Origin of the sequence: Blautia sp. OF03-15BH, assembly GCF_003463065.1 — a bacterium.
GTDB lineage: Bacteria > Bacillota > Clostridia > Lachnospirales > Lachnospiraceae > Limivivens.
In genome coordinates this window covers 127,982-154,186 of sequence record NZ_QSCM01000007.1, presented here as the reverse complement: position 1 = coordinate 154,186, position 26,205 = coordinate 127,982, and the positions used below count along the sequence as shown (strand labels likewise).

20 protein-coding genes and 1 riboswitch are annotated in these 26,205 nt (G+C 47.7%); of the genes, 1 reads left to right on the top strand and 19 read right to left on the bottom strand.

Going from position 1 to position 26,205, the window contains the following annotated elements; genetic code table 11:
- Window positions 1-274: 274 nt before the first annotated feature.
- The 14 genes from DXA57_RS09710 to DXA57_RS09645 form a co-directional block, all read right to left on the bottom strand.
- Window positions 275-1,543, bottom strand: coding sequence for a glycosyltransferase family 4 protein (locus DXA57_RS09710; RefSeq protein WP_117767035.1), 1,269 nt, complete (start codon window positions 1,541-1,543; stop codon window positions 275-277).
- Window positions 1,544-1,648: 105 nt separating this feature from the next.
- Window positions 1,649-4,714, bottom strand: coding sequence for a fucose pyrophosphorylase domain-containing protein (locus DXA57_RS09705; RefSeq protein ID WP_117767033.1), 3,066 nt, complete (start codon window positions 4,712-4,714; stop codon window positions 1,649-1,651).
- Window positions 4,715-4,734: 20 nt separating this feature from the next.
- The gene (locus tag DXA57_RS09700; protein ID WP_117767031.1) at window positions 4,735-6,144 is read right to left on the bottom strand and encodes a sugar transferase; all 1,410 of its coding nucleotides are present in this window, start codon (window positions 6,142-6,144) and stop codon (window positions 4,735-4,737) included.
- 42 nt (window positions 6,145-6,186) lie between these two features.
- Window positions 6,187-6,693, bottom strand: a complete 507-nt coding sequence (loaP, locus tag DXA57_RS09695) for an antiterminator LoaP (protein ID WP_117767029.1) — start codon at window positions 6,691-6,693, stop codon at window positions 6,187-6,189.
- Between the two features lie 501 nt (window positions 6,694-7,194).
- On the bottom strand, window positions 7,195-7,743 hold the full coding sequence (gene spoVT / locus DXA57_RS09690) for a stage V sporulation protein T (protein ID WP_117767027.1): 549 nt from the start codon (window positions 7,741-7,743) through the stop codon (window positions 7,195-7,197).
- A gap of 279 nt (window positions 7,744-8,022) precedes the next feature.
- Window positions 8,023-9,009, bottom strand: coding sequence for a PDDEXK nuclease domain-containing protein (locus tag DXA57_RS09685; RefSeq protein ID WP_117767025.1), 987 nt, complete (start codon window positions 9,007-9,009; stop codon window positions 8,023-8,025).
- A gap of 528 nt (window positions 9,010-9,537) precedes the next feature.
- The gene (locus tag DXA57_RS09680; RefSeq protein WP_117767023.1) at window positions 9,538-10,920 is read right to left on the bottom strand and encodes a uracil-xanthine permease family protein; all 1,383 of its coding nucleotides are present in this window, start codon (window positions 10,918-10,920) and stop codon (window positions 9,538-9,540) included.
- 332 nt (window positions 10,921-11,252) lie between these two features.
- Window positions 11,253-14,513, bottom strand: a complete 3,261-nt coding sequence (locus DXA57_RS09675) for an ATP-binding protein (protein ID WP_158571291.1) — start codon at window positions 14,511-14,513, stop codon at window positions 11,253-11,255.
- Window positions 14,488-15,159 carry a DUF4194 domain-containing protein gene (locus DXA57_RS09670; RefSeq protein ID WP_117767019.1) on the bottom strand — a complete coding sequence of 224 codons (672 nt, stop codon included), beginning with the start codon at window positions 15,157-15,159 and terminating at the stop codon, window positions 14,488-14,490. Before DXA57_RS09670 ends, DXA57_RS09675 begins: the two co-directional genes overlap by 26 nt.
- Window positions 15,156-16,562 carry a Wadjet anti-phage system protein JetA family protein gene (locus DXA57_RS09665; protein ID WP_117767017.1) on the bottom strand — a complete coding sequence of 469 codons (1,407 nt, stop codon included), beginning with the start codon at window positions 16,560-16,562 and terminating at the stop codon, window positions 15,156-15,158. The genes DXA57_RS09670 and DXA57_RS09665 overlap by 4 nt, the downstream gene beginning before the upstream one ends.
- A gap of 145 nt (window positions 16,563-16,707) precedes the next feature.
- On the bottom strand, window positions 16,708-17,139 hold the full coding sequence (locus DXA57_RS09660; protein ID WP_117767073.1) for a hypothetical protein: 432 nt from the start codon (window positions 17,137-17,139) through the stop codon (window positions 16,708-16,710).
- 90 nt (window positions 17,140-17,229) lie between these two features.
- A complete protein-coding gene (locus DXA57_RS09655; RefSeq protein ID WP_243005759.1) occupies window positions 17,230-17,781 on the bottom strand; it encodes a M48 family metallopeptidase in 552 nt (183 codons plus the stop codon).
- Between the two features lie 2 nt (window positions 17,782-17,783).
- Window positions 17,784-18,422 (bottom strand): peptidylprolyl isomerase, encoded by a 639-nt coding sequence (locus tag DXA57_RS09650; protein ID WP_117767013.1) that lies wholly within the window; start codon window positions 18,420-18,422, stop codon window positions 17,784-17,786.
- A 16-nt stretch (window positions 18,423-18,438) separates the two neighbouring features.
- Window positions 18,439-18,630 (bottom strand): DUF6472 family protein, encoded by a 192-nt coding sequence (locus tag DXA57_RS09645; protein ID WP_117767011.1) that lies wholly within the window; start codon window positions 18,628-18,630, stop codon window positions 18,439-18,441.
- A gap of 240 nt (window positions 18,631-18,870) precedes the next feature.
- On the opposite strand from DXA57_RS09645, the gene DXA57_RS09640 reads away from it, so the two are divergent.
- Window positions 18,871-19,617, top strand: coding sequence for a hypothetical protein (locus tag DXA57_RS09640; RefSeq protein WP_117767009.1), 747 nt, complete (start codon window positions 18,871-18,873; stop codon window positions 19,615-19,617).
- Window positions 19,618-19,870: 253 nt separating this feature from the next.
- Here DXA57_RS09640 and DXA57_RS09635 read toward each other — a convergent pair whose 3' ends face one another.
- The 5 genes from DXA57_RS09635 to DXA57_RS09615 form a co-directional block, all read right to left on the bottom strand.
- On the bottom strand, window positions 19,871-21,058 hold the full coding sequence (locus DXA57_RS09635) for an alanyl-tRNA editing protein (RefSeq protein WP_117767007.1): 1,188 nt from the start codon (window positions 21,056-21,058) through the stop codon (window positions 19,871-19,873).
- A 161-nt stretch (window positions 21,059-21,219) separates the two neighbouring features.
- Complete coding sequence (locus DXA57_RS09630) at window positions 21,220-22,404, bottom strand: phosphoribosylaminoimidazolecarboxamide formyltransferase (protein ID WP_117767005.1); 1,185 nt, start codon at window positions 22,402-22,404, stop codon at window positions 21,220-21,222.
- Window positions 22,405-22,421: 17 nt separating this feature from the next.
- Window positions 22,422-23,135 carry an IMP cyclohydrolase gene (locus tag DXA57_RS09625; RefSeq protein WP_117767003.1) on the bottom strand — a complete coding sequence of 238 codons (714 nt, stop codon included), beginning with the start codon at window positions 23,133-23,135 and terminating at the stop codon, window positions 22,422-22,424.
- 87 nt (window positions 23,136-23,222) lie between these two features.
- Window positions 23,223-23,302: riboswitch (ZMP/ZTP riboswitch) on the bottom strand.
- A 177-nt stretch (window positions 23,303-23,479) separates the two neighbouring features.
- Entirely contained in the window at window positions 23,480-24,754 is a 1,275-nt protein-coding gene (locus DXA57_RS09620; RefSeq protein ID WP_147345680.1) for a hypothetical protein, read from the bottom strand.
- A 46-nt stretch (window positions 24,755-24,800) separates the two neighbouring features.
- Window positions 24,801-26,198, bottom strand: coding sequence for a hypothetical protein (locus tag DXA57_RS09615; protein ID WP_117766999.1), 1,398 nt, complete (start codon window positions 26,196-26,198; stop codon window positions 24,801-24,803).
- Window positions 26,199-26,205 lie beyond the last annotated feature (7 nt).

Here is a 26,205-nt window from a genome sequence, read left to right as displayed (position 1 = left end):
CAACATCTCCTCTACAAATCTTTTCACACTGTTCTCTTTAGTCAGGTTCTTCTCAAAATCCTCTCCGTTTTTAGTTATCTTCATCCTATAATGTGTTCCTAACAGTAGACACACATTCTAACACCACATGAATTAGTATGATACCTGATTTTCAGACACACTCTCTAATCTTTCCTCTGTTTTTAAACACCATTCGCTAGTTTTAGTATTCATTTTCAACAAAGCAACAGCTTTTTTATAAACTCTGTTATCATTAAGTTCTTCATTTTCCCCTTTACAGCTTCAGAATTTCTTCTGCATACTTCTGTACACTTACATTTCTGGTCAGATTCTTTTCCAAGTTTTCCCGGCCTCTGGCTCCCATCGCCTTCAACTCACTGTTTCCGGCATTCTCGATGAACCAGCGGATGTTCTCTTCAACCTTGTCATATTCACCCGGCTCACAGCAAAGACCGCCATGTGTATCTTCAATCAGACGGCGAACCTCTGAGCCTGACTCCAGGACCCCTAAAATGGGCTTCGAAGCGGCCATTATTCCGTATGCTTTTGAAGGGCAACTCACACCTTTGATTCCTTTAGCATTCACACACCAGTGAACATCACCGGCATTCAAAGAATATATAAGGTCTGCTTTATCCTGATACGGAATAAAAGTCACATTGTCCATGTGATGCTCCTTTACATAGAGCACCAACTTGTCCAGCACAGAGCCCGCACCAACGAATACAAATACAACATCTCGACCATCGGCAGTCTTAGTACCCGTCTTGATTCTCTCCACAACTTTCATCAAATTCTCAAGGTCATAGTACAGACCGATATTGCCGGAATACATAATGACAAACTTGCCATCAAGACCGTACTTTTTCTTAAAGGCCAGAACTCTCTCGTTATTTTCATCCAGCGGATAGATTTCGTTCTCATCAATCCAGTTGTTGATCATAACGGTTTTCGGGACTTTCTTACCCTTGAAACGATTCTCTACCGTCTCCACCAAATCACGGCCGACTGTGATCACAAGGTCACTGCGCTTGCAGCTGAACTTGTCGAACCACATCATGGCATCGGTGATGAACTTACTCTTAGTGTAGCCGACAGCCAGCACCTGCTCCGGGTTAAAGTCCTGAATGTTGTAGATGTACTTGGCGTGCTTCATCCACTTGCCCCAGACGCCCAGCAAACCGCCGAGAATCGGAGGCTGAGAAATGGAGAACACATAATCCATCTTGCCGACTTTGAAGGTCGCCCCCATTGCTCCAAAGAAGTAGGAGATAATGTTTTTTACACGGCTTTTTTTGTTGGTTTTGCTGAACTCCGGTACTCGGATTCGCAGCACTTTCACGCCGTTGATTTCTTCTTCGTAATACTTCTTTGTCTTATATTTATCTTCAATCGTTCCTAAGTAACTCGGTACCACGCAAATAACGGTGATGTTAAATTTATCCAGCATACCCTCCGCCAATTCACGGAGAATCTGCCCCGTTGACGCAGTATCTGGAATATAGTAATGAGCATAAATCAGGAGATTCTTCTTATTTGACATTTCGCTATATTCCTCTCAATAAATAAAATTACAAGACCGCATCACCAACGCATCTCTGCATTCCGTTCTGCGGTCTGTTTCGTCTGTTTTTTCTTTCCGGGATGTTTACCAGATAAACTCTGCTTCCCAGACATCCACTCCGGAATCCTGGAATACGCTTTTCAGGCGTTCACGGAGCATCTCTTTCGTAACGCCTTTTTTCAAGATCACCTGGAGGAAGCCGCCTCCGCCTGCTCCGGAAATGAATTTTCCGTCAATGAGGTCTTCGCAGGAAGCAAAGATCTGATCGATACAGGTGTTGGTCGAGCCGTTGTCGAGTTTATTGGAAACTGCCCAGTGGCGGTTCAGAAGTTCTGCAAACCGGTCAATGTTTCCCTGTTCCAGCTCAAAGCGCATGGTCACGGCGAGGTATTTCATCTCTTCCAGTGCTTCACGGGACTCTTTTCTGCCGCCCATGTAGTTGCCTACCACATAGCGGAGCAGATTTCTGGCCAGACGGCGCTGGCCGGTATAGATGAGAGCGAAGCGCTCCTGCAGTTCGTTCTTTGTCGCTTCATCCAGTTCCAGATATTCTACTTTTAATTTCTGCTTCATACCCGGACGGGAGGTGATGTATTTGACGCCCGGTGTCAGACCGCCGACCTGATCCTGCCAGCCTCCGCCGGTACTCATGATCTGTTCCAGGCTTAACACCAGTTCATAGATCTCATCGTCGGACCATTTTTCTCCCAGGAATTCTCCCAGAGCCTTGACACAGGCACCGGAAAGGATGCTGCTGGTGCCAAGACCGGAGCCTTTTGGTACACCGATGACTCTTGTGGACATGTAGAAACCGCCGCCCATGTTTCTTAAGATCTCCTGAAGATCTGCTTTTCCTTCCATGGGAATGATGCCGCAGGCGATCAGGGCTGCTTTATGAAGGGCGAAGGAATCATACGGGTTATGGCAGTCCTGGATCTCTTCTACCGTTTCTGCTTTTCCGTAAGCATCAAAGTCCAGGCTGGCAAACTCGATCCGAAGCTCAGGGATCCGCCGGATCTCCACTTCGATGGGCTTTTTCCCGCGGAGCAGAATGGCCGCATTCAGGACCACACCGCCGTTTTCGTTGCAATAAGGCGGTGTATCGGTCCAGCCTCCGCCCCAGTTTACCCGTACCGGTAGAGATACTTTCACTTCATCCTTTGCGATGTGATACGTCCTGGTCTGATTGATCACACTCTGTGCAAAAATCTCTTTCTGAAGGGTATGGAAGCAGAGCTGTTCGATCTGGTCATAACGGACGCCATGGAAGCTTTTTCCCATAAATTTCATGGAACGGGAAATGTCGTAAAGGACACGGATCTTTTCCTCAAAGGACAGTTCTTTTTCTGCCAGTTCCATGAGAATATCAAACTGTTTTTCACTGATCTCATCGGTACCGAAGGTTTTCAGGGCATCTACATAGAACTCTCCCCTTCTCATCCTTCCAAGGAAACGTTCCACCAGAATCCGGTTTTCCAGATTTTCGCTCCAGGGTACCAGAACAGAAGTGTCTGCCAGGCGGAAGGATTCTTCCAGTGAATATCTTTTTTCTGCTTTCCAGCTGCGGATTTCTTCATCCGTAGCTTTTCCTTCGCTCATCCGATAGAGAAGGAGTGCCTGCCTGGAGGCTTCTTTCCAGTCTTTTGCCGCCGGGTAGAGGTTGGCTTTCCAGAGGGAATGGTCGGTACCATCCCAGAGATCAGAAAGCTCCAGCTGATTTTTTTCAAGAAGGGAACGGATGGTTCCGGCAAGGAAGCTTCCGTCTTTTTCGTAACTGTTTTTGGGATTGTCCTGTACGCCGTAGGCACGGATCAGATATTTTTCCTCTGTGGCTTCTTTCAGCTGTACGCCATGAAGCACCATCGCAGGTACTTCTATGTCGGAAAGCTCCAGCTGGGAGACGACTGCTCCTTTATGGAGGATCGTTTTTCCCCTCAGCCAGCTGTTTTCCACGTAGCAGCCTTCTTCTACTACTGTTTCTTCGCTGATCAGCGCATTATGGGCAGCGATTGGAAGACTTTTTTCGTTTTCTGTCCGGTTGGTAAATACCAGCGGTTTCCAGTCCAGATATTCATAATCCGAGATTTCTTCTGTCAGAAGGTTCAAAAGCTCCCGGGTGGTTCCAAAGTGGATAAATTCTGCCGGTGAGAGGCACAGAAGTTTCATATGGAAATGGTTCAGGGCTTCCCAGATCTTTGTCCGGCATTCTTTTAATTCTTCACAGAAGCTTCCTTCCGGCTGCTCCAGGTAGTACTGTTCCAGTGTGGAGTCTTTTGCCAGAGGATAGAGGAAATCTCCGTAAAGGCTGATACGGGAGCGTTCATTGACAAATTTTGCATATTTTTCTTCGTCCACTGCACCGTCTGTCGTGATCAGGGAGAACAGTGCATTGAGGACATCCACATCAAAGAGAACAGCCCCTGTATCCAGGTCTACATTTCCCTGTTCATTGACTGCTCCCAGTTCTTTTAAGGTCTCCACAGACTGTTTGTGCAGAAATTTTTTCACATGATCCCGTCCGTTGTTCAGGAAGACACCGTGGTCTTTTCCGACTTCTACGGGCGATTTCATGGAAATGGCGGCTGCCCCGTGGAACTGGGCATCGATCTGCAGGGGATTGAAGAGAAGAAGCACATCTCCGGAAAGGAGAAGCATGCCTTCTTTGAAACGGGAGGGAACGCCTGCCATGCTGATGAGAAATTCATCAAAGAGCGTGGATCCTCTTCCGTCCGGCAGTTCTCTGGGAACCGGTGAAAAGAGTTTGCCGCAGACAGAATACTGGGGTACCCGTTTGCTGTCTCCACCGGAATGGATGACCAGAATCCTTTTTTCATGGAAGTTTCCCTGGATATCTTCCTGCTCTGCCAGCTTCCGCAATACCTGGAGCGTTGCTCCGCCGGAGCCGATGCGTTTGCCTTCCGGATCCGGGATCACCAGATATTTCGTGCGGTTTGGTAGCACATTTTTCTCCTGACGATAGGCAATCTGGCTGCGAAAAGCTTCTGCCTGTGCCTCATTGGATGAGGTCAGGACGATGTAATCCCACTGCGGGAAGCTCGCTTTTCGGATGGAGCGCTGATAATCCTCCCAGGCATCTATGTAACTTTGTCTCAAGAAAAGATTTTTCATTTTTTTATATTGATACTGCATTTGGATCTCCCTTTTTCTTTTTATTCACTGCCTTTTCCGGTAACTACGGAAGCCACTGTCATAAACAGGATCTTGATATCCAGCAGAAAGCTCCAGCCATCGATGTATTTCAGATCCAGCTTCACGACTTCTTCAAAGTCTGTGATATCTGACCGGCCGGATACCTGCCACATGCCGGTGATCCCCGGTTTTAAGCTCAGTCTCCGTTTGTGATGCGGGGAGTACTGGGCATATTCTCCGGCTGTCGGCGGACGGGTGCCCACCAGGGACATGCTTCCTCCCAGGACGTTGAAGAACTGGGGCAGTTCGTCGATGCTGGTCTTTCGGATAAATTTACCCACTTTGGTGATGCGGGGGTCGTCTTTCATCTTGAACATGAGGCCGTTCATCTCATTGTCTTTCATGAGCTCCGCTTTGCGGGCTTCCGCATCGGTGTACATGGAGCGGAATTTATACATTTTGAAGGGGCGGCCATTCCGGCCGATCCGTTTCTGGGCAAAGATAATGGGACCCGGATCATCCAGATAGATGGCCGGAGCCACGAAGAGTCCGATCAGGATACAGAGGATGCAGCCCACCAGACCACCCACGATATCCAGACAGCGTTTGGCGAAGAGCTCGCTTTCTTTGAAGATGCGCGGAGCGAAGCGGATCACCTGCTGGTCTCCCAGCATTTCCACACGGGATTCGGTATTGTTTACAACGAAGCTGTCCAGCATGAGGAAGGAATGGATTCCCATTTCATCCAGGGTGGAAATGATCTCTCTTATGTCGGAGCGACGGCTGTCCGGAAGGGAGATAAAGGCGTTGTCTACCACTTCTCTGGTAAGGAAGGTCATCATATCAGCATCATCCGTCGGTATGTAGGTATGGCCTGCGTCATTGCGGCTGATGCGCTCGAACCGGTAAGTTCCGCGTTCAAAGATCGCAATTCCTGTCACATCGTACTGTTTTCCCATGGTCACGATCTTTCGGAGGGTTTCCAGTACATTATCTGGATTGGCAAAGACCACCGTATTTTCTTTGTGTGAGGCAATGTAGTCCTGCTCGGCACGGTGAAGAAGTTCCAGACAGAGATAAGTTAGTACAAAGTTGACGCAGAAGAAGTAATAATAAAGCAGTCTGGATGCGTTGGTGCTGATGTGCGCCAGATAGAGACCGGTGGTAAAGATCATAAACAGAAACAAATTAAACAGAAAGGCTTCTTTCAGCCTGTGCAGCTTTCCTCTGCCTTTCGCCGGTGTCGACACCGGATAAAACAGGAAAACCAGTAAAAAAGACGCAACTAAAAAGGCTGCGACGGTATAATCGCTGCCTTCATTGAACATGTTTCTCCAATTGGTTCCGAAACGCATAAGATATGCGATCAGATAGGAAACAATTATTGTAAGAATGTTCATCACAAAGAGTGTGATCCGTTTGTAGTTCATAACATTTTCCCTCTCCTTCTCCTTTTCCCCTCCCACAGGGGTTTATCGTTTTTCTGTGATCTCAAGGCCGGCTTCTACCCTTTGTGTCCTCCCAAACATGGGCAGCTCCAGCCAGGCTTTCCGCTTGTGGCGGTCGATTTTACGGATGTACGCTTCTTTGCCTTTTAAGGGGCCTGAGGTGATCCGTATGGTTTCATTTTCTATCACGCCTTCTGACATCCGGACGATCTGTTCTTCTCCGCCGAGGTTCAGAAGGAAATCCCGTTCCCGGTCCGTAAGGGGAGTGATCTCTCCGCCGGTACCAAGAAGTCTCGTCAAGCCGATGATCGTTTTCAGTTGTTCCTGAAGGGCTTCGATATCGTCACTGACGGTAAAAATATAGCCCGGAAAGAGGACTCTTTGCCGGGTGTGCCATTCTCCTTTGTATCTTTTTTTCTCCTCATAATAAGGGATAAAGCAGTCTTTCATGACCGGCGGGGAAAGCTTCTTCTGGCACTGGGTCCGAATGCTTTCTTCGGTGCCGGTGCATACCTGCACGACGTACCACATGTTTGTTCTCCTTGTCGTTTTGTTCTATCCCTTGCCTTTTTGTGTATGCGATGGTGGTGGAGCTTGAGCTCGTTCATGCAAGCATGGTGACCTCTGGAACTCCGCCAGGCTACAGCTCGATTTCGCTTCGCTTCATCTCGCTGTGTGGCTTCGCCACATAGTCCGCTATAAAAAGAGCTCGTTCATGCAAGCATGACTCGCTCTTTTTTACAGCAGACTGCCTGGCTCTGCTTAAACGCAAAAAGGAATCCACCGATGGGATTCCTTGCTGTGATGGCTTTTTGGGTAAGCTACGCCATTCTGTCCCTGTCGGCAGATTCCTTTTTCTGTATAACCTTCACATTTTCCGAACGCGGCAAGGCGACGATTCGAAAAGCCACAAATTTTCTTCTATTTTATCACATTTTATCGTTTTTTGCAACTTGCCTGGCATCATCCATGCATTTTTTTATTAACAAATCGAGAATATTTTCAGAGTTTTTCTGTAGCAGAATGCACAGTTCAGGACTCCATCTGCCTTCCCAGGAAGCCGGCTGCGCAGCGGGTCAGTGTCTTTTCGGTATCTCCCATGCGGATGCGGGTATCTTTGTTCAGGAGGACCACTGCCCCGATGGCATCGCCTTCACTCAGGATGGGACTGATGGCTTCGGAAGAGGCGAATTCATTCTCTTCTGCTGTCACGGCGATGCAGTTCTGCCGGTTCTGGCTCACCAGAAGCTGATCCCGGTTCTGGATGAGATTTTCCAGCTGACGGCTGATGGCTTTCCCGGCATATTCTTTCCGGTTGTTTCCTGCTGCTGCCACCACCTGATCCCGGTCAGTGATGCAGACGCTGTGGCCGCTGGTCATTGCCAGGGCTTCCGCATACTCTTTGGCAAAAGCGCTGAGTTCCCCGATCGGGGAGTATTTTTTCAGGATGATCTCGCCCTCGCGGTCCGTGAAGATTTCAAGAGGGTCTCCTTCTTTGATCCGCAGGGTGCGGCGGATTTCTTTGGGGATGACGACACGGCCGAGGTCATCGATTCTTCTTACGATTCCGGTAGCTTTCACATTATTTTCCTCCAATGCTCTGTTTTAGTAAAAATGCTTTGCTTTGGAGTTAGTATGTGGAAAACTACGGAAATTATTCCAGCAACAAGCTTCCGTCCTGAACAGTTACAAATTTTTCATTTTTTGAAAGAGGATTTATACTGTAAGGTAAGCGCTTAAAAATTTTAACTGACCCGGAATATCGAGGGTTCTTTTTTCGCTGGAGGTGCCAAACAGTTTTTTACAGAGAAGGTCTATCTCTTCTTTCCAGAGTAAATATCATATCCTTACCCATAAGCCTTAATCCTCAATCTGCGGAATATTGACCAACTGCTGCAGTTTCTTCTCAAGAATAGTCTTATCCGGTAACTGTAACTGATACTGGGATACCAGCATTGGTGACATCGTTCTGCTCATGGCGTATTCTACCACCTCATCATTCTTGGATGCACAAAGGAGCAAGCCAACACTCGGGTTTTCATTCTCTTTCTTTACCTGTCTGTCCAATGCTTCAAGGTAAAAATCCATCTTGGATATATACTCCGGTTTGAATTTGCCAATCTTCAATTCCATTGCTACAAGGCATTGCAAACCTCTGTGATAAAATAATAAGTCAATTCGGAAATCATCTCCTCCGACCTGAACTTTGTATTCTTCATCAATGAAAGTAAAATCTTTACCTAACTCCAATATGAAATCTTTCATATTTCTTATAAGAGCTTTTCGCAAATCATTTTCATGATATTCGTTTGGTAAATCCAAAAATTCCATAACGTAAGAATCAAGAAATGGATTCTCCCCTAACTTCTTTACCGACTCCGGTAACAACACGTCCTTAGATAGCATATATCTTTCGTAATATCCACTGTCTAATTGTCGCTCCAACTGACGTTTAGAATAATTCTCCTTAATACAAAGGCGGATATAAAATTCCCTCTCTTCATCAGTCTTACACCCCGACATTATCAGCAAGTGATTCGTCCAGCTAATTTGTGTCACCAGTGGTGTCACAATTTCATTATCCTTATAAGTTTCATAGAATTGCTTCATTCTATAAAGTCCTCTTCGAGTAAATCCCTTTATACCGGGAAACGCCTCCTGTATTTCACTTGCAATACCATCAATATATGCATCACCAAAAGTTGCCTGTTCAGCTTCCCTGCTCAAGAACTCACCAACTTTCCAATACATATTGATAAGCTCCTCGTTAACTTTCTTCAAGGCACTTTGTCGAGATTCATCTATTATCTGAATTAATCCGGCTGCTGATATCAAATCATTGCCCATAAGCACATTCCACCTTTCAAATTTGTGTCACCACTGGTGTCACAAATTCATTTTAGCCATTTTGAAAGAAAATTATAATCTTCTTCAAAACTAACCCTGTCTCAATTATAGCAAGACAGAGTTAAGCACTCAATTACTTTTTTCCAAAAGTTCCTTGGCTTTCTGCATCGATGCGTGCATGAAGTGTTTCTTTTGTACTATAAGGACTTTTTTGAGCAGATATGCTGCTTGAATGAAAAAGTAAGCGAGCAAATATGCTCAGATGTGCAATTCATCTCACCACCTGAAGAGGTGGGCGAATTCTTGCTACATTTGTTAAAATAATATATGCAAGCTATCAGTTTCAAAATACAAAAAACGAGCAGGCGTGTAACATATCCATTTACCACAATATGTTACACACCCACCCGTCATTTTACGCACCCTTTGTATGACGTAAGCACCACTATTTTCTAGCGTGCCCTGGAAGAGGGGTGCAGGGGGGAAACCAGGACTGCAAGACTCTGATGGTTTCCCCCCTGCTATATTTTATTTCTTTTTCACTTTAGGATTGATCGCAACACCACGGTTGATATCTCCCTCGAGGTTTTCACCAAATTCATAATCGTTGCCCGGCAGGATCGCGTTGAGCAGGATACCTGCGATGGCTGCAATGGCCAGTCCGGTCAGTGTTACCGGAGTGCCGAACAGATTGAAGGTCAGTCCGCTGGAAAAGCCCAGACCGCTGACAAGGATCACAGCTGCGATCACCAGGTTACGGGATTTGGTCAGGTCTACACGGTTCTCTACTACGTTACGTACACCGATCGCAGAGATCATTCCGTAAAGCATAAAGCTGACACCACCGATGATGGCAGACGGCATGGAACCGATGATATCGGCCATTTTCGGGATGAAGCTTAAGATCACTGCAAATACGGCTGCGATACGGATAACGCGCGGATCATGCACGCGGCTGAGCTCCAGCACACCGGTGTTCTCACCGTAGGTTGTGTTCGCCGGACCGCCTACCAGAGCGGAAAAGGAAGTAGCAAGACCGTCACCGATAAGCGTTCTGTGAAGACCCGGATCTGCCAGGAAGTTCTCTCCTACGGTTGCAGAGATGGCTGACATATCGCCGATGTGCTCCATCATGGTTGCCAGTGCGATCGGTGCCATGACCATGATCGCAGTCAGGTCAAATTTGCAGAGCTGGAAAGGAGGAAGTCCTACCCAGGCTGCAGAAGCAACGGCTGAGAAATCCAGGATGGCACTGCCGTCCGGATTTGTCATTCCGAGAAGATGCATCACCAGAGCCACTGCATAAGAGATCACAACACCCATAAGGATCGGAATGATCTTAAGCATTCCTTTTCCCCAGATATTGAAAACAATGATCGTGGCCAGAGCGATCAGCGCAATGAGCCAGTTCGTGGATGCATTGGTAATAGCGGAAGGTGCCAGAGAAAGACCGATGCAGATGATGATCGGACCGGTTACAACTGGCGGCAGGAAATGCATAACACGCTTTACGCCTACCAGCTTGATCACCAGAGCCAGGATCAGATACAGAAGACCGGCTACCACGATACCACCACAGGCATAGGGAAGCTTTTCTCCCATCGTCATATTTGCAAAGATGCCGGTATCCAGATTTGCAACCGTGGAAAAGCCGCCAAGGAATGCAAAGGATGAGCCCAGAAAAGCCGGTACCTTCAGTTTCGCACAGGCATGGAAAAACAGCGTTCCAAGACCTGCACAGATCAGGGTAACCTGGATGGAAAGTCCCTCACCGTTAAAATAAGTGTTGACCAGAATCGGTACCAGGATCGTTGCTCCGAACATCGCAAACATATGCTGAAGTCCGAGAAGCAGCATCCGCGGGATCCCCAGAGTCCGGGCATCTTTGATCGTTCCATTTTTTTCGTTCATAGTGTGCCTCCTCAAGATATTTTAATTTATTCTATCTTTACAAGAATACCTTTTCTGACATCATTCGTCAACGAAATTTTTATATTTTTTTAAGATTTAAGGCTTATACATAACACAGCGCCGCCTGGCGCTTCCGCCCGTTTTTCCTGTGGCGGCAGAGCAGAAATTCTTGGCTCGCTGAAATCTGCGTTATGAGCAAAAATCCATTGTCTGAGCGAAGCGAGTTCTGGATTTTTGCGAATGTTTTTAGCAGATTTTGGCAAGCCTTAGAATTTCGCCCTGCCGCAACGGAAAATCGGACGGAATGCCAGGCGGCGCGTCCTCGAAGCCATTTATTCTTTTACCAACCCTTCCACTGCATTCGTATACCTTCCGGTACACACCAGGCTCACCGTAGACTGGATAAACGCTCCGATGCTGCTGATCTTCTCCGGGGGAGCCGCATAAAAGACCTGAAAATCATTTTCTTCAAAGTATTTCACCATCTGCTCGATCCGCTCACGGGAAAGAGCGGAAAACGCCTCATCAATGAATGCCAGCCGTGCACAGCAGCTGTTCTTCGGATAACACTGCAAAAGACTGGCCGCCAGAATGATAAAATACGGCGTCTGCTTCTCACCGTTGCTGGCGGAACCCTGCTTCTTCGACAGATTGGCCACGATCTCCTGATCGCCCTGCCGGCTCACGATCTCCATATCGTAGGAAAAATACCGGCGGTAATCCGTATATTCCTGCTCATCCTCCTCGGATAAAATGATGTTCATAAACTCCTTGATGTCATGCTCCATCTCTTCATCGTCCCGTCCGGAATTCATATAAGCCTCCGCAGAACTCATATAATCCTGCAGCTTCCGGCAGATCCGGAAGAAAATAGAACGGTCCGGCCGCTCCTTCATGACAAAGCGGTACGTATCGCTTCCAAAAGGAATCTGCTTCAATTCCCGGTTGATTGCTTCCATTTCCCGCTTTGCATCCCGGACAGACTCATCGATCTCCGCTACGAAATCATTCATGAAAGCACTCTCCAGCTTCTCCGCCTGCTCACTCAGCCGCTGTCTGGCCTCTTCGATCTTCACATGAGCCAGATTCCGGTACTCTTCCCGGTAAAACGCGATATATCCCACGCCCCGCTGATTGATATCCAGCTCCGAAAGACGGCAGTACTCCAGCTGGGCGCTTTCCAGAAGTTTTTCACACTCTTTGACATCGCTCTTCGAGTTATCCACACTTCTCTGCGTAAGTACCTTGAGCGCCCCGTCTTTCTTTTTCCGGAGCTTCTCATACTCTTCCAGCATCGGTGTCTTCAATTCCAGATGGAGATCGCATTTTTCCTCATAATCCTGCTTTTTCAATGCGATCGACTCCCGGATACCGGTAAGCTCCTTGCTGTAACCCTCGATGGAGTTTCCGCATTTTCCCATTTTCAGGGAATTTTCCGTCACGGCCGCATTGGCGTCCTTCGCCTGCTCCCGGGCCGCTTCCTGCTCCTTTAAGACCGCTGTAAAATCCGGATTGTCACGGATCGCCTGAAGATCCGCTTCCAGCTTCCGCTTCGTTTTCTTACTCTTTTCCAGTGATTCCGCCGCACTGAATTCGTAATGACCGGGATCCCAGTCGATCCCGACGATCTGACGGCGGCAGTCCAGGATACGCGCAAGGGCATCCTTGTCCTTTCTCTGAAGAGTCTCTTTCCCCCGGCGTTCCTCCTTCGTCTGCTCCAGCTGAAGGCGGATCGCATCCTCTCCGAGACAGAGCTCTGTTCCGGAAAGATCCATCGGAGAGACGGCATAGCTTTTTGCCAGCATGCCATCTCTGGTGAGACCGCCCTTCGGATAATCATGAAGCTCATCCAGATCCTCACAAAGATGGATCCCGTTCAAAAGCGAATTGGCATACCGTCTGGCATAGACATTGGGGATCTTTAAAATTTCCGCAGCCGAGCCTTTTTTCACTTCGCTCTCCGGAAGCTTATCCGTGAGGACTACGTTGGCAGAATAAAGCTTCTTCTCCTTCAGGACCCGCATGGCCTTGCCGCAGTATGCGCCATCCACAATCAGATAAAAGCGCTTTCTGCCAAGGAAGGTCTCCACCGCCCTCCGCCATTCCGGATCCACCACTTCCTGTACGAGCTCTGCAAAAATAAAGACCTCCGTATCGATGCCCTGATTTTTCAGTTCCTGGCGGATCAGCTTTCTGGCACGCTCGATCTCCGGCGGGAAGACCAGACAGTTGGCTTCCAGTTTTCTGATCTTCTCCGTGATCTCCGCCATTTCTTTCTCTCTGGCCCGGATCTGATCCTGCAGGTGGATCTTCTTCTGCTCGTAAAGCGTATCCTGCTGGTCTACCTTTTCTCCGTATTTCTGAAAAACGGAAATCTTGGTCTCCGTATCCATCTCCATGCCGGAAAGCCGGCTCAACGCCTTCTGCTCTTCTGTTTCCAGCGGAAGATCTCTCCGAAGAAGAATGCCAAGCTCTGTGAGCTTCTGTTCCAGCGCCACCAGCTCTTTCAGACGCTGCTCCCAGACACGGCTTTCCACGGCGGCGGCATCGATCTGACGCTGCAGGGAATCCATGGTTTCCTTCATATCCTGAAAAACGGCGCTGTTTTCTGCGATACGAAGACGCTCCTGGGCTGTTTTCTGTGCCTCTTCCAGCTCGGTCTGACGCTTTTCCAGATCCTTCAGCTGTTCCTCCAGAACCGACTTCCGGCTCTGGACTTCCTTTTCTTCCTGCTCCAGCACCTGCAGATCCTGATAGCTGAGAAGCAGTTCCCGGATATGAAGGGTGCGTTTCTTTTTCTCATAATCCTGGCTTCGTTTCTCAATGACCTCCAGCTGGCTCTTTCCTTCGCTCAGGCGCACATACACATCCTGCAGCCGTTCGAACTGCTGACGCTGTTCCCGGAGTTCACTCAGGGATTCGATTTTTCCAGGTTCCAGTACACATTCCTGGATAAACTGGTCAATGTTATTTTCCGGATGGAAGGCCATCATTTTCAACAGCTTTCCGCGGTATTTGCTGACGCCGCAGCGAAGGCCGAGCGCACGGATCACCTGCTCTGTTCCCCGCTCTCTTCCAAGGAAGGCATTTCCTTTTAAGCGCTCCCCGCGGACGGTCAGTTCATTTTTCGGCGTGATCCAGAGCATATTTCCTTCCCGGCGGGCAAAATTGATCTGATCCAGCGTCGTTTCCGGCAGGATAAACCAGCTGCTGGCCGGTTTTGCCGTCTCATTGGGCGATTCGATGCAGACGCCCACCACCAGGGGGGCTCCGGCCACCGGGTCATCAAACTCCATTGCCACGTAGCTGATGACCTCTCCAGAACGGAGGTATCTGGCCGTGCCATTGCTCTTGGTATCGCCGCGGACATAGCCAAGCACCGTACGGTCTCTGTCCTTTGCCGCTTTGTTAAACTGGGTGTTTCCCGTGATCAGGTAGGTCACGGCATCCAGGATCGTGGATTTTCCGCTTCCGTTGATACCGGTAAAAAGAGTGGAACCTTCCAGTTTTACGGAAACATTCTGAAAACGGGACCATTGTACCAGAAGCAGTCTGGTCGCTGATTTCCTATTCATCGGTGTCTGTGTCTGCATCCTGCTCCTCCTCATCCATTTCGCTTTCTGTCTCGTTCCACCGTTCCTGCATCCGCTTTTCTGCCGTATTTACAAAGTTCTGGAATTCATCGGGATCCAGAGCAAACTGCATGGAGGGCAGAAGGCAGATCCGGCAGTCATCGTCACCGATCCTGCCCACCACCTGTAAGAGCTGATATCTGGAAAAAAGAGACAGAATGGCCGTCATCGTGCTCTTGTCAATCTGATCCTTCACCTTGTATTTTTCCAGTTCAAAGCGAAGGTCCGTCAGTGTAACTGTGATATTTTTGGAAAGGCTTCCCGCGCGGATCCGGTCCGCATACATGGCCCAGAGGCAGCAAAGCACCACGCTTTCCATCTTTTTTAGGGCTACATGATTGATCTGGAGCCGGCCGTTTTCCCCCATATCCCGGCAGTTCCGGAGCATGACCACACCGTTCTCGCGGTCCGTCAGTACATCAAAGCCGATGTAGCCCAGATAGACGGAAAAGGGCTCCGGATTTTTGGAAATAAAATAGTAGGCACGCTTACTCTCCTCGTCCCGGTCACGGACAATAAAGGTCTGTTTCAGAAGTCTTCTGCAGCTTTTCTGAAACAGATCCTTCTCAGAAGAGGTAAAGTTCTCCCAGAATTCTTCTATATTCATTCGTTGTTCTCCTCTTTTTCTATGGTAAATCGCCGGATCAGCATCTGCTGCAGTTCCATATAGCCCTCTTCCACCCGGATCTCAAAGCCATTTTCCTTACCGTAGGCCACGGCGGAAAGTGCACTGAGCAGTTCGTTTTTGCTGTCCAGTGGAAGATCATCACTGGAAAGCTCCTTCCGGCTTCCCATGACCTGTTCCACATAGGATTTCATTTTTTCCTTGGAATAGGGGTTTTCTGCCTCACGCTCCTGCGCCAGCCGTGCCCGCTCGATGTCCTCCTCTGTCATATCCTCCACTTCCACCTGGGAAGCTTTGGCGATCCGCTGGTTTTTCCGCGGATAGCGGATGGAATCCAGATCCAGGAATTCATTGCTCTCCAGATCAAACAGCGGATTCATTTCCTCCGGAAGGTCATCCTTCCAGCCCAGATCATCCATTTCCTCCGTCAGGATCCGGATGGTCTGCTCGACATTTCCCCGGATATCCCGGCTCCTGTTCCGGATAAAACGGGCTCTTCCGATCGCCAGCTGAAGGTAGACGGTGATCTTGTGCTTGATATCACGCATGATCTCATCGTAATCCTCCGTAAAAAACTGGCGGATCGTATGGAGCATATCCTGAACCTGAGCCCGGCTTTCTTCCTTGCTCCGGTTCTCCTCCAGGCTGCAGCCATCAGCCATTTTTTCCAGAAGAGCGGCATCATTCTGGATTTCTTCCAGGCGAAGACGGATATAGGAACGGTAAATATGGATGTTCTGCTGCTTGGTCAGACGGGCATATTCTTTGATAAAATCGCCCTCGCAGTACTCCAGGATATTTTCCGTCAGACTCTCCATAGTCTCTTCCTGGACCATCCGCTCGATGATCTTTTTGATAAATGTAGCCAGGCGTTTCAGAGCTTTGGAAAGAAGTTTGGCATTGCGGTAAACCGCCCTGAGACCGTTGATATAGGGATCGTCCTCCCATTGGTCCGGATCCTTCAGAATGTTATAGACATTGAAAATATAGCTGGAAAATTCCTCCCGTTCCGGTTTCATCAGCTGCTGGAGAAACTCGGAGAGAAGAACGCCCTGCTCTGTCATGATGATGTGTTTTTCATACGTGGCATCGTCAATGTCTTCTTCCAGCCAGCCCACTTCCCGCGAGCAGAAGCGGCGGATCACACCGTTGGCAAGCTCATTATAGTTTGTATTTTCCTCCGGTTCTTCTTCCAGATGCTCGATCTGGTGCTCCATCAGATAGACGGCCAGGGCATCCCGGACCTGACTTCTCGGGATCCGGTAAGTGATCTCCCGGTCATATTCGTGATAGATGAGAAGCAGGCAGTCCGCATAGATGCGGTTGCTGCTCCCGCTGGCCAGACAGTTGAAAAAGCTGCCGGGGAGCGTGTCGAATAGATTCATATATAAAAACTCCTTATCTGGGTCAAACTCACAATATCCCCCCGTTTCCATACGAAAAGGAGGGATCGTCATCTCGTGCAAGTATATCATAAGCAAAAGCTTTTCTTCAAGAAAAAAATCCCCGCCTGTTGGGGCGGGGTGTGCATCAAAGGTACTTCTTCATGGTTTCTGCGTGATGTTCTTCCTGTTTCAGCTGTTTTTCGGCAAAGCTTAAAACCACTTTATCCTCTCCGTGGTAATCATTGATGCCTTTGGTGAGCTCGGTGATCCCCATGTTGTTTCCCTGAAAGACCATTTCTGCCAGCCTGGACGTGGACGGATCCACCAGGTTTTTGGCCCGTGTCATGACTGTGCTCATCATTTTCGCCACGGGGCCGGCTTCTTTTCCCCGGGAAACATGGCGTTCTTCCAGAAGCTCTTCGCTTTTCTTCAAGGCTTCTTCATAGTCACTTTTCTGATGCTGAAGCTCTCTGGTAAAGGACGGATCCGAGGAGAGGGGGATCACCTGGTTCAGCCCGTCCAGCCCCATGTCCGCATACTCGTGAATCGTGTTTAAAAGATCGATCTCTGTTGTCATGGAACATTCCTTCTTTCCTGCAGAATATTGCAGCCTGTGAAGCTGCTGAACAGTTACAGACAAGGAAAGTATCTCCGGATCTACGTTTTTTTATTCTTTTTGATTTAAAAGCAGCTTTCTCGCCTGCCAGTCCGGCAGAAATCCGTCCATCAGCCGATGAAAACGGGCATTGTGGCTGGGTTCCAGAAGATGGCAGAGTTCGTGGACCAGAACGTATTCCACGCAGGTCTCCGGTTTTCGGGCAAGCCTTGCATTCAGCCGGATCTTCCCGGTTTCCACCGTACAGCTTCCCCAGCGGGTCTTCATCTCCCGCAGCTGCCAGCCGGTGCAGTGGACTTTCATAATGGGCTCCCAGTATTCTGCCAGGCGAAGAACGGTATGTTTCAATGCGCTGATCTCTTCCTCCGTATAAGGAAGCGGGGTTTCCGCGGACTGCTCCCGCTCTTTTATCTTTTCCCGGGCATGGCGGATCCAGCTTTCCTTGCTCCGGATGAAGCGGACCGCCTCGTCTTCCCGCATGTGCCAGGGAAGCGTTGCCAGAACACGGCCTTCCGGCGGCTGCACATAGAGGTTCAGATTTTTCACCTTCCGCCGTTCCATGGTGACAGGGATATCACCCAGCATAAATTCTTTCTGTTTCATGATCAGTCGATCACTTTGATACTCTCGATCACCGGCTGATCAGCGGCACTGACGGTTCCGTTGTTATCCTGTACCGGCGTGTCTTTGCAGATCTTGTCCACCAGTTCCATCCCTTCCGTCACGGTTCCAAAGGCAGCATACTGGCCGTCCAGGTAAGTACAGTCACTCTGGACAATGAAAAACTGGGAGCTGGCGCTGTCCATATCCTGTGAACGTGCCATGGAAAGGGTTCCTCTTACATGAGAGAGCTTGTTTTCCACACCGTTTTGTGAAAACTCACCCTTGATGGTCTTATCTGCTCCTCCGGTTCCGTTTCCTTTGGGATCTCCGCCCTGGATCATGAAGCCGTCGATGATGCGGTGGAAGGTCAGTCCGTCGTAAAAACCGCTCTCAGCCAGTTTCAGGAAATTGGCCACTGTGATCGGAGCGGCATCCCCGTCCAGCTCTGCCTTGATGGTGCCGTAATCCTTCACCTGGATCTCGATATGGTGTTTTCCTGCCGTATCGATGGTTTCTGTGCTGCCTTCTGTACTCTCCTTTTTACCGCGAACGGCAAACAGGGCGATGACCGCTGCCACCAGGACAACGATCAGGAGCAGGAGCCCTGCGATGATGCCTGTTGTTTTTTTGTTGTTCTTCATGATAATTCTCCTTTCATCAGATCTGCTTCCTGACTACCAGATATTCGTCGCCATTCCGGTAGTAAGGACAGTCATAATGGGTGTCGGAGAGAAAGCGCACCAGCTCGTCCTCATCCAGATCCATCTCACAGATGTAACACTCATAGTCTTCATCGTAAGCATAATAGGTGCAGCTTTCACAGCTGCCGGTTGTTTTCTTCTTCTGCATGTACGTTTCCTCCAATGGATGTCTTTGCAAACTGTTCCTTCATTTTTTCATGGATTTTCTGTAGTTTTGAAGGATTACAGATTGACAGTTTTCCTTTTTTCTGATATGATAATGGAAATTTCATTTCAGTTCTTTGGATTTGTCTGCTTTTACATCATCCCGTTTATTCTAGCACAGCCTATTTTATTGGGCAACGTCTCTTTTTGCTTGTTATCCCTTTTTCTTCCCGGAGGTTTTTTTATGTCCGCACGTTTCTCCAGCTGGGTCTTTCAGCCTGCTCTTTTTTTCTCTTTTTTCAAAAAATACCCTGCCGCCCGAAAGCTTCTCGCCGCCGCACTGACCGGTCTGCCCCCGGAACGGCTGTTATCTGCCGTCTGGTATCCCGGAAGCCTCTGCGAAAACGGCTTCTGCCTTCGGGTACGGACCGATTCCGGAGAGTTCTTTCTTCTGGAGATCATCCCGTTCTTTTCCCGCTCTGCTTCTTTTGCTTCTCCTCTTCCTTTTTCCTCTCCACAACCCGGTTTTCCGGAAAAATTTCTCCGTATCTTTTTTCTTTTTCAGGAACCGGATCAGAAAAATCCCTTTTTCTATGGAAATTTCACTTCTTCCGGTCCGTCCCTTTCCTGCCGCAGTCTGAATCTTTCCGCTCTCCAGCCCGTACTGCCAGCTTTTCCCAATCTCTATGCCTTTTCGCTCTTTCTTCTGGTCCGCCAGGCTTCTGAGCTTCCACTCCTGAGCCGGCATTTTCCGATTCTCGCTTCTGCCGCCCCTCTTCTGGAAGAAGTGCTTCGGGAACGGGAACTGAAAGCCTTATTCGCAAAACACCCTCTTTTTTCTCCGGAAGACTCCCGTGGCATCTCTGCGATGTGCTCCGTCAACCGGCTGCTGCTCCGTGAGAAACGCTTTGATGAGCTTCAGAAAGTCTCCGATGACCCGGAAGCATTGGAAAAATTGTTCCTGGATTTCCGCGAAAAGGGGTTTTTATAAGCCGGACAGAAAAAGGACCCGTGCCGCTTACACAGGTCCCAAGAAAAGAGAGAAAAGTATATATGAAAAAGCAATCACTGCTTTGTTGAACTCCATTATAGAGTTCAATTGTGATGAGTCTGTGTCAGAAAGAAGAACTTTTTTCAAAAAAGTCCTAAGAAAATCTAAACTTTTTCATAGTGATTCCGAAACAACGGTAACGCGGACATTCGCAATCCTCTTCGTGCTCCGCGCACTTGAAGCGGTGAAACGCTTACTCTGCGTTCAAAGCATCCAGAAAGAAGCTGCGGATCTCTTCTCCGTCTGCCATCAGGGTGCCCTGTACCATGGAGGGCTGACCGCCTCCTTTTCCCTGAAATCTGGAATTCAGCTCTTTCCCTGCTTCACGGACATCTTTTCGGGTGCTGATCAGTACATACTGGCACATGCCTTCCCGGATGGGCAGAAGGCCAAGCACAAGTTCTGCCTTCACAGCTGCTTTGTTGCACATCTCACGGAGCTCATCATTCTGGAAATTCGGCTCCAGGAAGCAGACCTTCTTTGTTCCTTCCAAAACCGCGCTGGCTTTTTCTTCTCCGACCTGGCGCTGAAAAGCAATGAGTTTTGACTTCAGAGCCGCATTTGCCTCCAGAAGCTTCCGAATCCCACTGTCCACCTGATCCGGCTTCACGGAAAGAAGATGCGTTGCCTCCTGGATCGTGGCATGCTTTTTCTCATAATCATCGATCGCGTCTTTTCCGGTCAGCATGGAGATCCGGACACCGCCTTTATAATTCTGAAGTCCCAGAAGCTTGATCAGACGGATCTCTCCGGTACGTTCCACATGGGTTCCGCAGCAGGCACAGGTATCATAAGCCCCGATCCGGACGATCCGTACCTGACCTTCGATCTCTTTTTTGCTCCTGTAATCGATGTGCTCCAGTTCTTCCCTGGTTGGATAGAAAACTTCGATCTCCAGGTTTTTCTCGATCGCTTCGTTGACCTGCCATTCAAACTCCGGCAGTTCTTCCGGAGCAATGACACCGTCCAGATCCAGTGTCACGGCATCGCTTCCCATATGGAAACCTACATTATTATATCCGTACTTTGCATGGATCAGACCGGAAAGGATGTGCTCTCCGCTGTGGTTCTGCATATTCCGAAGACGTTTATCCCAGTTCAGCCGTCCCAGGACTTCCGTTCCTTCCAAAATGGCCTTGTCTGTCACATGAAAGATCACACCGGCTTTTTCTCTGGTATCCAGAACCTTCACCGGCTCTCCGTCTTCCTTTAAACCTGGAAAAAGTTCTCCCTGATCTCCCGGCTGACCGCCGCCCTCCGGAAAGAAAGCTGTAGCATCCAGTTCTATGTGATATTTTCCTTTTTCTTCTGTGCAGGACAATACCCGCGCTTCAAAACGCTGTGTTTTTACATTTTCTTCAAAAAGTCTTCTGGTAAGCATCTGATCATCTCCCTGTTTCTGTTTGTTCTATCCTGCTCATTTTGCAACAAAAACAGGATTTATGCAAGTAAAACCGTTTTTTCATCCCTTGTGGGCAGAATGGAAAAGCCCCTGCTTCTTTCGGGAAGCAGGGGACAAAGCTTTTGTCTGTATAAAAAAGATCAATGGTGGAACAGACGGATTCCTGTAAACGCCATTACCATGTTGTATTTGTCGCAGGTTGCGATGACATCCTCATCACGGACAGATCCGCCCGGCTCTGCGATGTACTGAACACCGCTCTTATGCGCACGCTCGATGTTGTCGCTGAAGGGGAAGAATGCATCGGATCCAAGGGTAACGCCGGTCATCTGATCCAGCCATGCACGTTTCTCTTCTCTGGTGAAAACAGACGGCTTCTCTGTAAAGATACGCTCCCATGCGCCATCTGCGCAGACATCCATATACTCCTCACCGATATATACATCAATGGCGTTATCTCTCTCCGCACGTTTGATGTCCTCACGGAAAGGCAGGTTCAGAACCTTCGGGCACTGACGGAGGAACCAGTTGTCTGCCTTCTGTCCTGCCAGACGGGTACAATGTACACGGGACTGCTGACCTGCTCCTACGCCGATAGCCTGTCCGTCTTTTACGAAGCAGACGGAGTTGGACTGGGTGTATTTGAGGATGATAAGAGAAATCTTCATATCTCTCTTTGCTTCCTCACTCAGCTCTTTATTCTTTGTTACGATATTAGAGATCAGCTGATCATCGATCGCCAGCTCCTGACGGCCCTGCTCAAAGGTCACGCCGTACACCTGCTTACGCTCGATGGGATCCGGAACGTAATCCGGGTCGATCTGGATCACGTTGTAGTTTCCTTTTTTCTTCTGATGAAGGATCTCCAGAGCCTCCTCGGTATAGCCCGGAGCGATCACACCGTCAGAAACCTCTCTCTTGATAAGAAGAGCGGTATCTTTGTCACAGGTATCGGAAAGAGCAATGAAATCTCCGAAGGAAGACATACGGTCTGCGCCTCTGGCTCTTGCATAAGCACAGGCCAGCGGGGAGAAGTTTTTCCAGTCCATATCCTCTACCCAGTAGATTTTTGCCAGTGTCTCGGTAAGCGGAAGACCGACTGCCGCACCTGCCGGAGATACGTGTTTAAAGGAAGTCGCTGCCGGAAGTCCGGTTTCTTTCTTCAGACCGCTCACCAGCTGCCAGCCGTTGAACGCATCCAGGAAATTGATATAACCCGGTTTGCCGGAAAGTACCTGAATGGGAAGCTCACTTCCATCTTCCATATAAATGCGGGACGGTTTCTGATTGGGGTTGCATCCATATTTTAAAGCAAGTTCTTTCATGATCTGCTCTTCCTTTCTTATTTGTTTTTATTTACGATTCTGGTTTCATAGTTTCCGGTGGCAATGTCAATGTAACGGACAAACAGGGAAACTTTATTCTCTTCATTGAGGCTGTTCCATACAAGCTCTGTAAAAGCATCGATATCACCGGAAATGGCTACCGGTTTCGGCTCACCTTCAAAGCTCGGGAGCGGATTACCGTCGCATTTGTAGGTATGGATGAAACGGCCCTCGCCGGCCTTCGGCTTATCGTAAGCAAAGGTGAAACGCTGGCAGCAGTCCGGATCGCCGTTGTTGCTCTTTAAGATGGACATGGCAAAATCATAGTTTCCGTTCTCAATGTGCATCACACCGGAAATACGCGGGGTGTAGTTCGGTGCGTCCGGCTCGAACTCCCGGCATCTTAAGCTCTGCTCAAAGGTCAGTTCCTGATCCATTCCTTCATAAATGGTATCCGTCTGATCACCGTTTGTAACGATGGTGCGATTTCCAAGAACACGGACGGGAGCATAGATGATGAGGCTTGGGTCAGTAAGCTTGGACGGGTCGAATGCCTGTGTACGGATGCCCTTTCCTTCTTCCACAAATACACGGTTTCTGCTGTTTTCACTTCTTCCCATGATAAAGTAGGCGGTCACCGCTTTGGTTCCATCCTGGCTCCGGCCGATCACGATTCCTCTTCCGGGATAAGAATTTTCTTTCAGTTCCTTTTCCAAAGATAATAATTCCATGGTTTCGTCTCCTTTTTGTGACTTGTTCTTTTGTACCCGTATCTGTCTCGATCTGCATTTTTGCAAAATAAAACCGACACTCCGGGTTTCTTCTGCCCAGACGGTCGGCTCATCTATCCTTATACTCCCTGTGGTCAATTCCACTTCCGTCAGTCGTATAATTAAGTTAACCATAACATCCTTTCCCGGCAAAGTCAAGGGGATGAAGGAAGATTTTTTTCTTCCGCAGATATATATACAAATAAAACAGACAACCGGTGTGCTGTCAAATAACAGTTCCGCCCATTGTCTGTTTTATCTTATTTCAAAACAGTATTTTTTAAGGATTCAATATGTCAACTTCTTTATTCTACTATTACTGTAAGTATTACCGTAGCACCACCTGCATATTTTCCATCTTCTGAATCCAAAGTAGCAGTTAAAGTCGTAGTTCCTTTTTTCAGTCCGGTCAGCACAAAAGATTCCGTATCTTCTTCCTCCGACTGTCCCACATAAGAAATCACACTCTCATCATTTACTGCATATCTGATTGCTACATTTTTATAGCCATCTCTTCCCCAGGTATTTGTATATTGCGTATGGAAATATAAAGTTTTACTCTCTCCTTCTTTTACAGTGATTGTTCCTTCTGTCTGGGTATAATCTGTATTTTCATTATATGCAGTATCTTCTGCCCAGGTCAATTCTCCGACTCCCTCTTTTATTTCTACTGCAAATTTAGCAACAATTACGTTCTGACCACTATAAGAATATAGTCTGGTATTAGAATCTCCTTCCTGTCCTCCTATTCTGGCAATTCTATCATTATAATCATTTGAATCATCCTCTAACAGATTACTCCAGTTATTAAACGGAGAAGCATCACTCTTTGAATTGTTTACAGGCATATATGCTCTTTCTGAAGCCTGTGCTTTTTCTTCATATCCAGACTCTTCATTGGCTGTTCTCTGTACAAAATCTGCAGCAGTCTCAGACACCAGATACAGATAAGTAAATCCTTCCTCCTGCTCATCCATGGGAGTTCCATCCTCCGTTTTTTCTACTGACTGGGCAGCAAGTTTACCACCACTGGTATCATAGGAAACATACGAATATCCCGAATCTTTATAATTTCCAGCCATATGCGTAGACGTATATTTATCGTCCAAAAGTCTTCCGCCTACATCTCCCTCTCTCCAGATAAATTCTTCTCCTATTGCAAGATTCTGTGTACTCTTAATCATTGTATAGAATTTTTCCGGTGATTTTTCGTCCTGAATTATAACATAAATTCCATCTCCATAAGTAAAGCTATCTGTTTCATAATACACACCTGGATCATATTCCTTATCTGTTGTCGGACTATCTGAGATAATATAGGCTCCAGCATGCAGATAATCGTCTGCGTATGTTTCACTATAAATATCAGAAATATCTGCATTTTTTGTTCCTTCATCTAATCCCATATGAGCACCATACTCATTATAAATCTGTACCTCACTTCCAACTCCGTTATTCTCCGGACTATATACAGCAAATACCGGCATACTGCTGAGTGCTGCCATACCTGCTGCCATACCTACTGAGATCATCTTTTTCCAATGTTTATTTTTTCTATTTTTACTCATAGTTTTTGTCATTCCTTTCTCTTAAAAAATGATGTTGGGGGCAAAAGGTCTTTTGTGCCTACGAATTGCTCCGCTGCGAAGCAGTTCCTGCCAGTTCCAAGCTTTCTCCTACCAACTGTTTAGTCAAATTCGTTACTGCATCCTGCAAATATCCAGGCAAATAATTTTTATTTCGTCCCTGTCCACCTTCTGCTGTAATAAGATCTGTAGAATGATATCCCGTCTGTTGTCCTTCTCTTGTCCAAACGAGATTAACCCAAATTGTATCTTCTAATGGAGACTCTTCAATAGCATTCACTCCAATCTCATTAAACATTTCTCCCGGAAAGCCTACCAACGCAATTTTTCCGATCCGAAGTACCTGTAATGCTACCGGATAGTCTCCGCCATCAGAAGCAGGAATCACAGTTTCACCATACTCATAATTAATATTGGCATTTCCTGTTTCAGTATCAATATTTTTAATTGCTTCTACTGTGTCAAAATACAAAATTTTGCCAAGCCACTCCAAAATCTTCTCAGATCCCTGATTACCGGTCTCCTTCTCTCCTGTCTCAATACTTGGAGTGAAATATTCATTTCCGAAAATAGGATTTTGGTCTCCAGCAGCGCCCATCAGGAACATTGCTACTGCTCCTTCATTCTGTTTTTCCAGCGCATTGCAGACATATCCGCCAATATCACTTGAGATTCCAGTCTCTCCATCCAGTACCTGATTTGCATACATAATTACACCATGCACCGCATAATTGAAAATAAAAGCTATCGGATTCCCCGTTTCCAAGCTGGTAAATCTGATTACAGACAATTTTTTATCTGAAAATCCATCAAAATTATACCCCTGTGCCCAATAATAGGTTCCATCCGGTTTCGTATAAAGAGCATTTCTATTTACATTAATACCACTGGTTGAATAACCAATACCTACTTTCACAGGTTCCATAGATTTCAATGCCTCATCTGCCGCATCCATCAGTTGATCGTATACCAGTCGTCCCCATTTCTGTAAGTTATCTGTTTCTTCTGAATTTTCATCAAAATTTAAATAATCCATTGTAATCTCATCTGTGATTTCCGGAGTTGCATGTGCGTGAGTTGCCGTGTAAAAAATTGCATCCAAGGGTACCCCTGTATGATCACTTAATTCCTGTGCAAATAACGGTCCATAAGGTCCTTTTCCGGTTTCATTTGAAACAATCAACGCTGTTTTCTCACCATCATTGACTGCAATCACTCTCGTGTGAAGTTCATCAATAACCCCTTCCGCTGTCGTACGCCCCACTGCTGCAATGGGAAGCATTCCGTTCTCTTCTGTTGGTGTGATGTCACGTTCTGCTGCCCCTGCCATCAATGTGTATTCCACCTCTGGCTCTGGAGCTGCCATAGATGTACTCGCCATACATAGCACAGCCACCGTTAGAACACCTGCGATCCATTTGTTTTTGTTTCTCTTCATAATGTAC

Coding starts and splice junctions, on each gene's coding strand:
- DXA57_RS09635 (WP_117767007.1), bottom strand. CDS start 21,058: ATGCTTACCAGAAGACTTTTTGAAGAAAATGTAAAAACACAGCGTTTT.
- DXA57_RS09680 (WP_117767023.1), bottom strand. CDS start 10,920: ATGAACGAAAAAAATGGAACGATCAAAGATGCCCGGACTCTGGGGATC.
- DXA57_RS09650 (WP_117767013.1), bottom strand. CDS start 18,422: ATGAAGAACAACAAAAAAACAACAGGCATCATCGCAGGGCTCCTGCTC.
- DXA57_RS09665 (WP_117767017.1), bottom strand. CDS start 16,562: ATGAATCTATTCGACACGCTCCCCGGCAGCTTTTTCAACTGTCTGGCC.
- DXA57_RS09660 (WP_117767073.1), bottom strand. CDS start 17,139: ATGACAACAGAGATCGATCTTTTAAACACGATTCACGAGTATGCGGAC.
- DXA57_RS09640 (WP_117767009.1), top strand. CDS start 18,871: ATGTCCGCACGTTTCTCCAGCTGGGTCTTTCAGCCTGCTCTTTTTTTC.
- DXA57_RS09700 (WP_117767031.1), bottom strand. CDS start 6,144: ATGAACTACAAACGGATCACACTCTTTGTGATGAACATTCTTACAATA.
- DXA57_RS09655 (WP_243005759.1), bottom strand. CDS start 17,781: ATGAAACAGAAAGAATTTATGCTGGGTGATATCCCTGTCACCATGGAA.
- DXA57_RS09625 (WP_117767003.1), bottom strand. CDS start 23,135: ATGGAATTATTATCTTTGGAAAAGGAACTGAAAGAAAATTCTTATCCC.
- DXA57_RS09645 (WP_117767011.1), bottom strand. CDS start 18,630: ATGCAGAAGAAGAAAACAACCGGCAGCTGTGAAAGCTGCACCTATTAT.
- DXA57_RS09630 (WP_117767005.1), bottom strand. CDS start 22,404: ATGAAAGAACTTGCTTTAAAATATGGATGCAACCCCAATCAGAAACCG.
- DXA57_RS09705 (WP_117767033.1), bottom strand. CDS start 4,714: ATGCAGTATCAATATAAAAAAATGAAAAATCTTTTCTTGAGACAAAGT.
- loaP (WP_117767029.1), bottom strand. CDS start 6,693: ATGTGGTACGTCGTGCAGGTATGCACCGGCACCGAAGAAAGCATTCGG.
- DXA57_RS09670 (WP_117767019.1), bottom strand. CDS start 15,159: ATGAATATAGAAGAATTCTGGGAGAACTTTACCTCTTCTGAGAAGGAT.
- DXA57_RS09710 (WP_117767035.1), bottom strand. CDS start 1,543: ATGTCAAATAAGAAGAATCTCCTGATTTATGCTCATTACTATATTCCA.
- DXA57_RS09675 (WP_158571291.1), bottom strand. CDS start 14,513: ATGCAGACACAGACACCGATGAATAGGAAATCAGCGACCAGACTGCTT.
- DXA57_RS09685 (WP_117767025.1), bottom strand. CDS start 9,009: ATGGGCAATGATTTGATATCAGCAGCCGGATTAATTCAGATAATAGAT.
- DXA57_RS09615 (WP_117766999.1), bottom strand. CDS start 26,198: ATGAAGAGAAACAAAAACAAATGGATCGCAGGTGTTCTAACGGTGGCT.
- DXA57_RS09620 (WP_147345680.1), bottom strand. CDS start 24,754: ATGACAAAAACTATGAGTAAAAATAGAAAAAATAAACATTGGAAAAAG.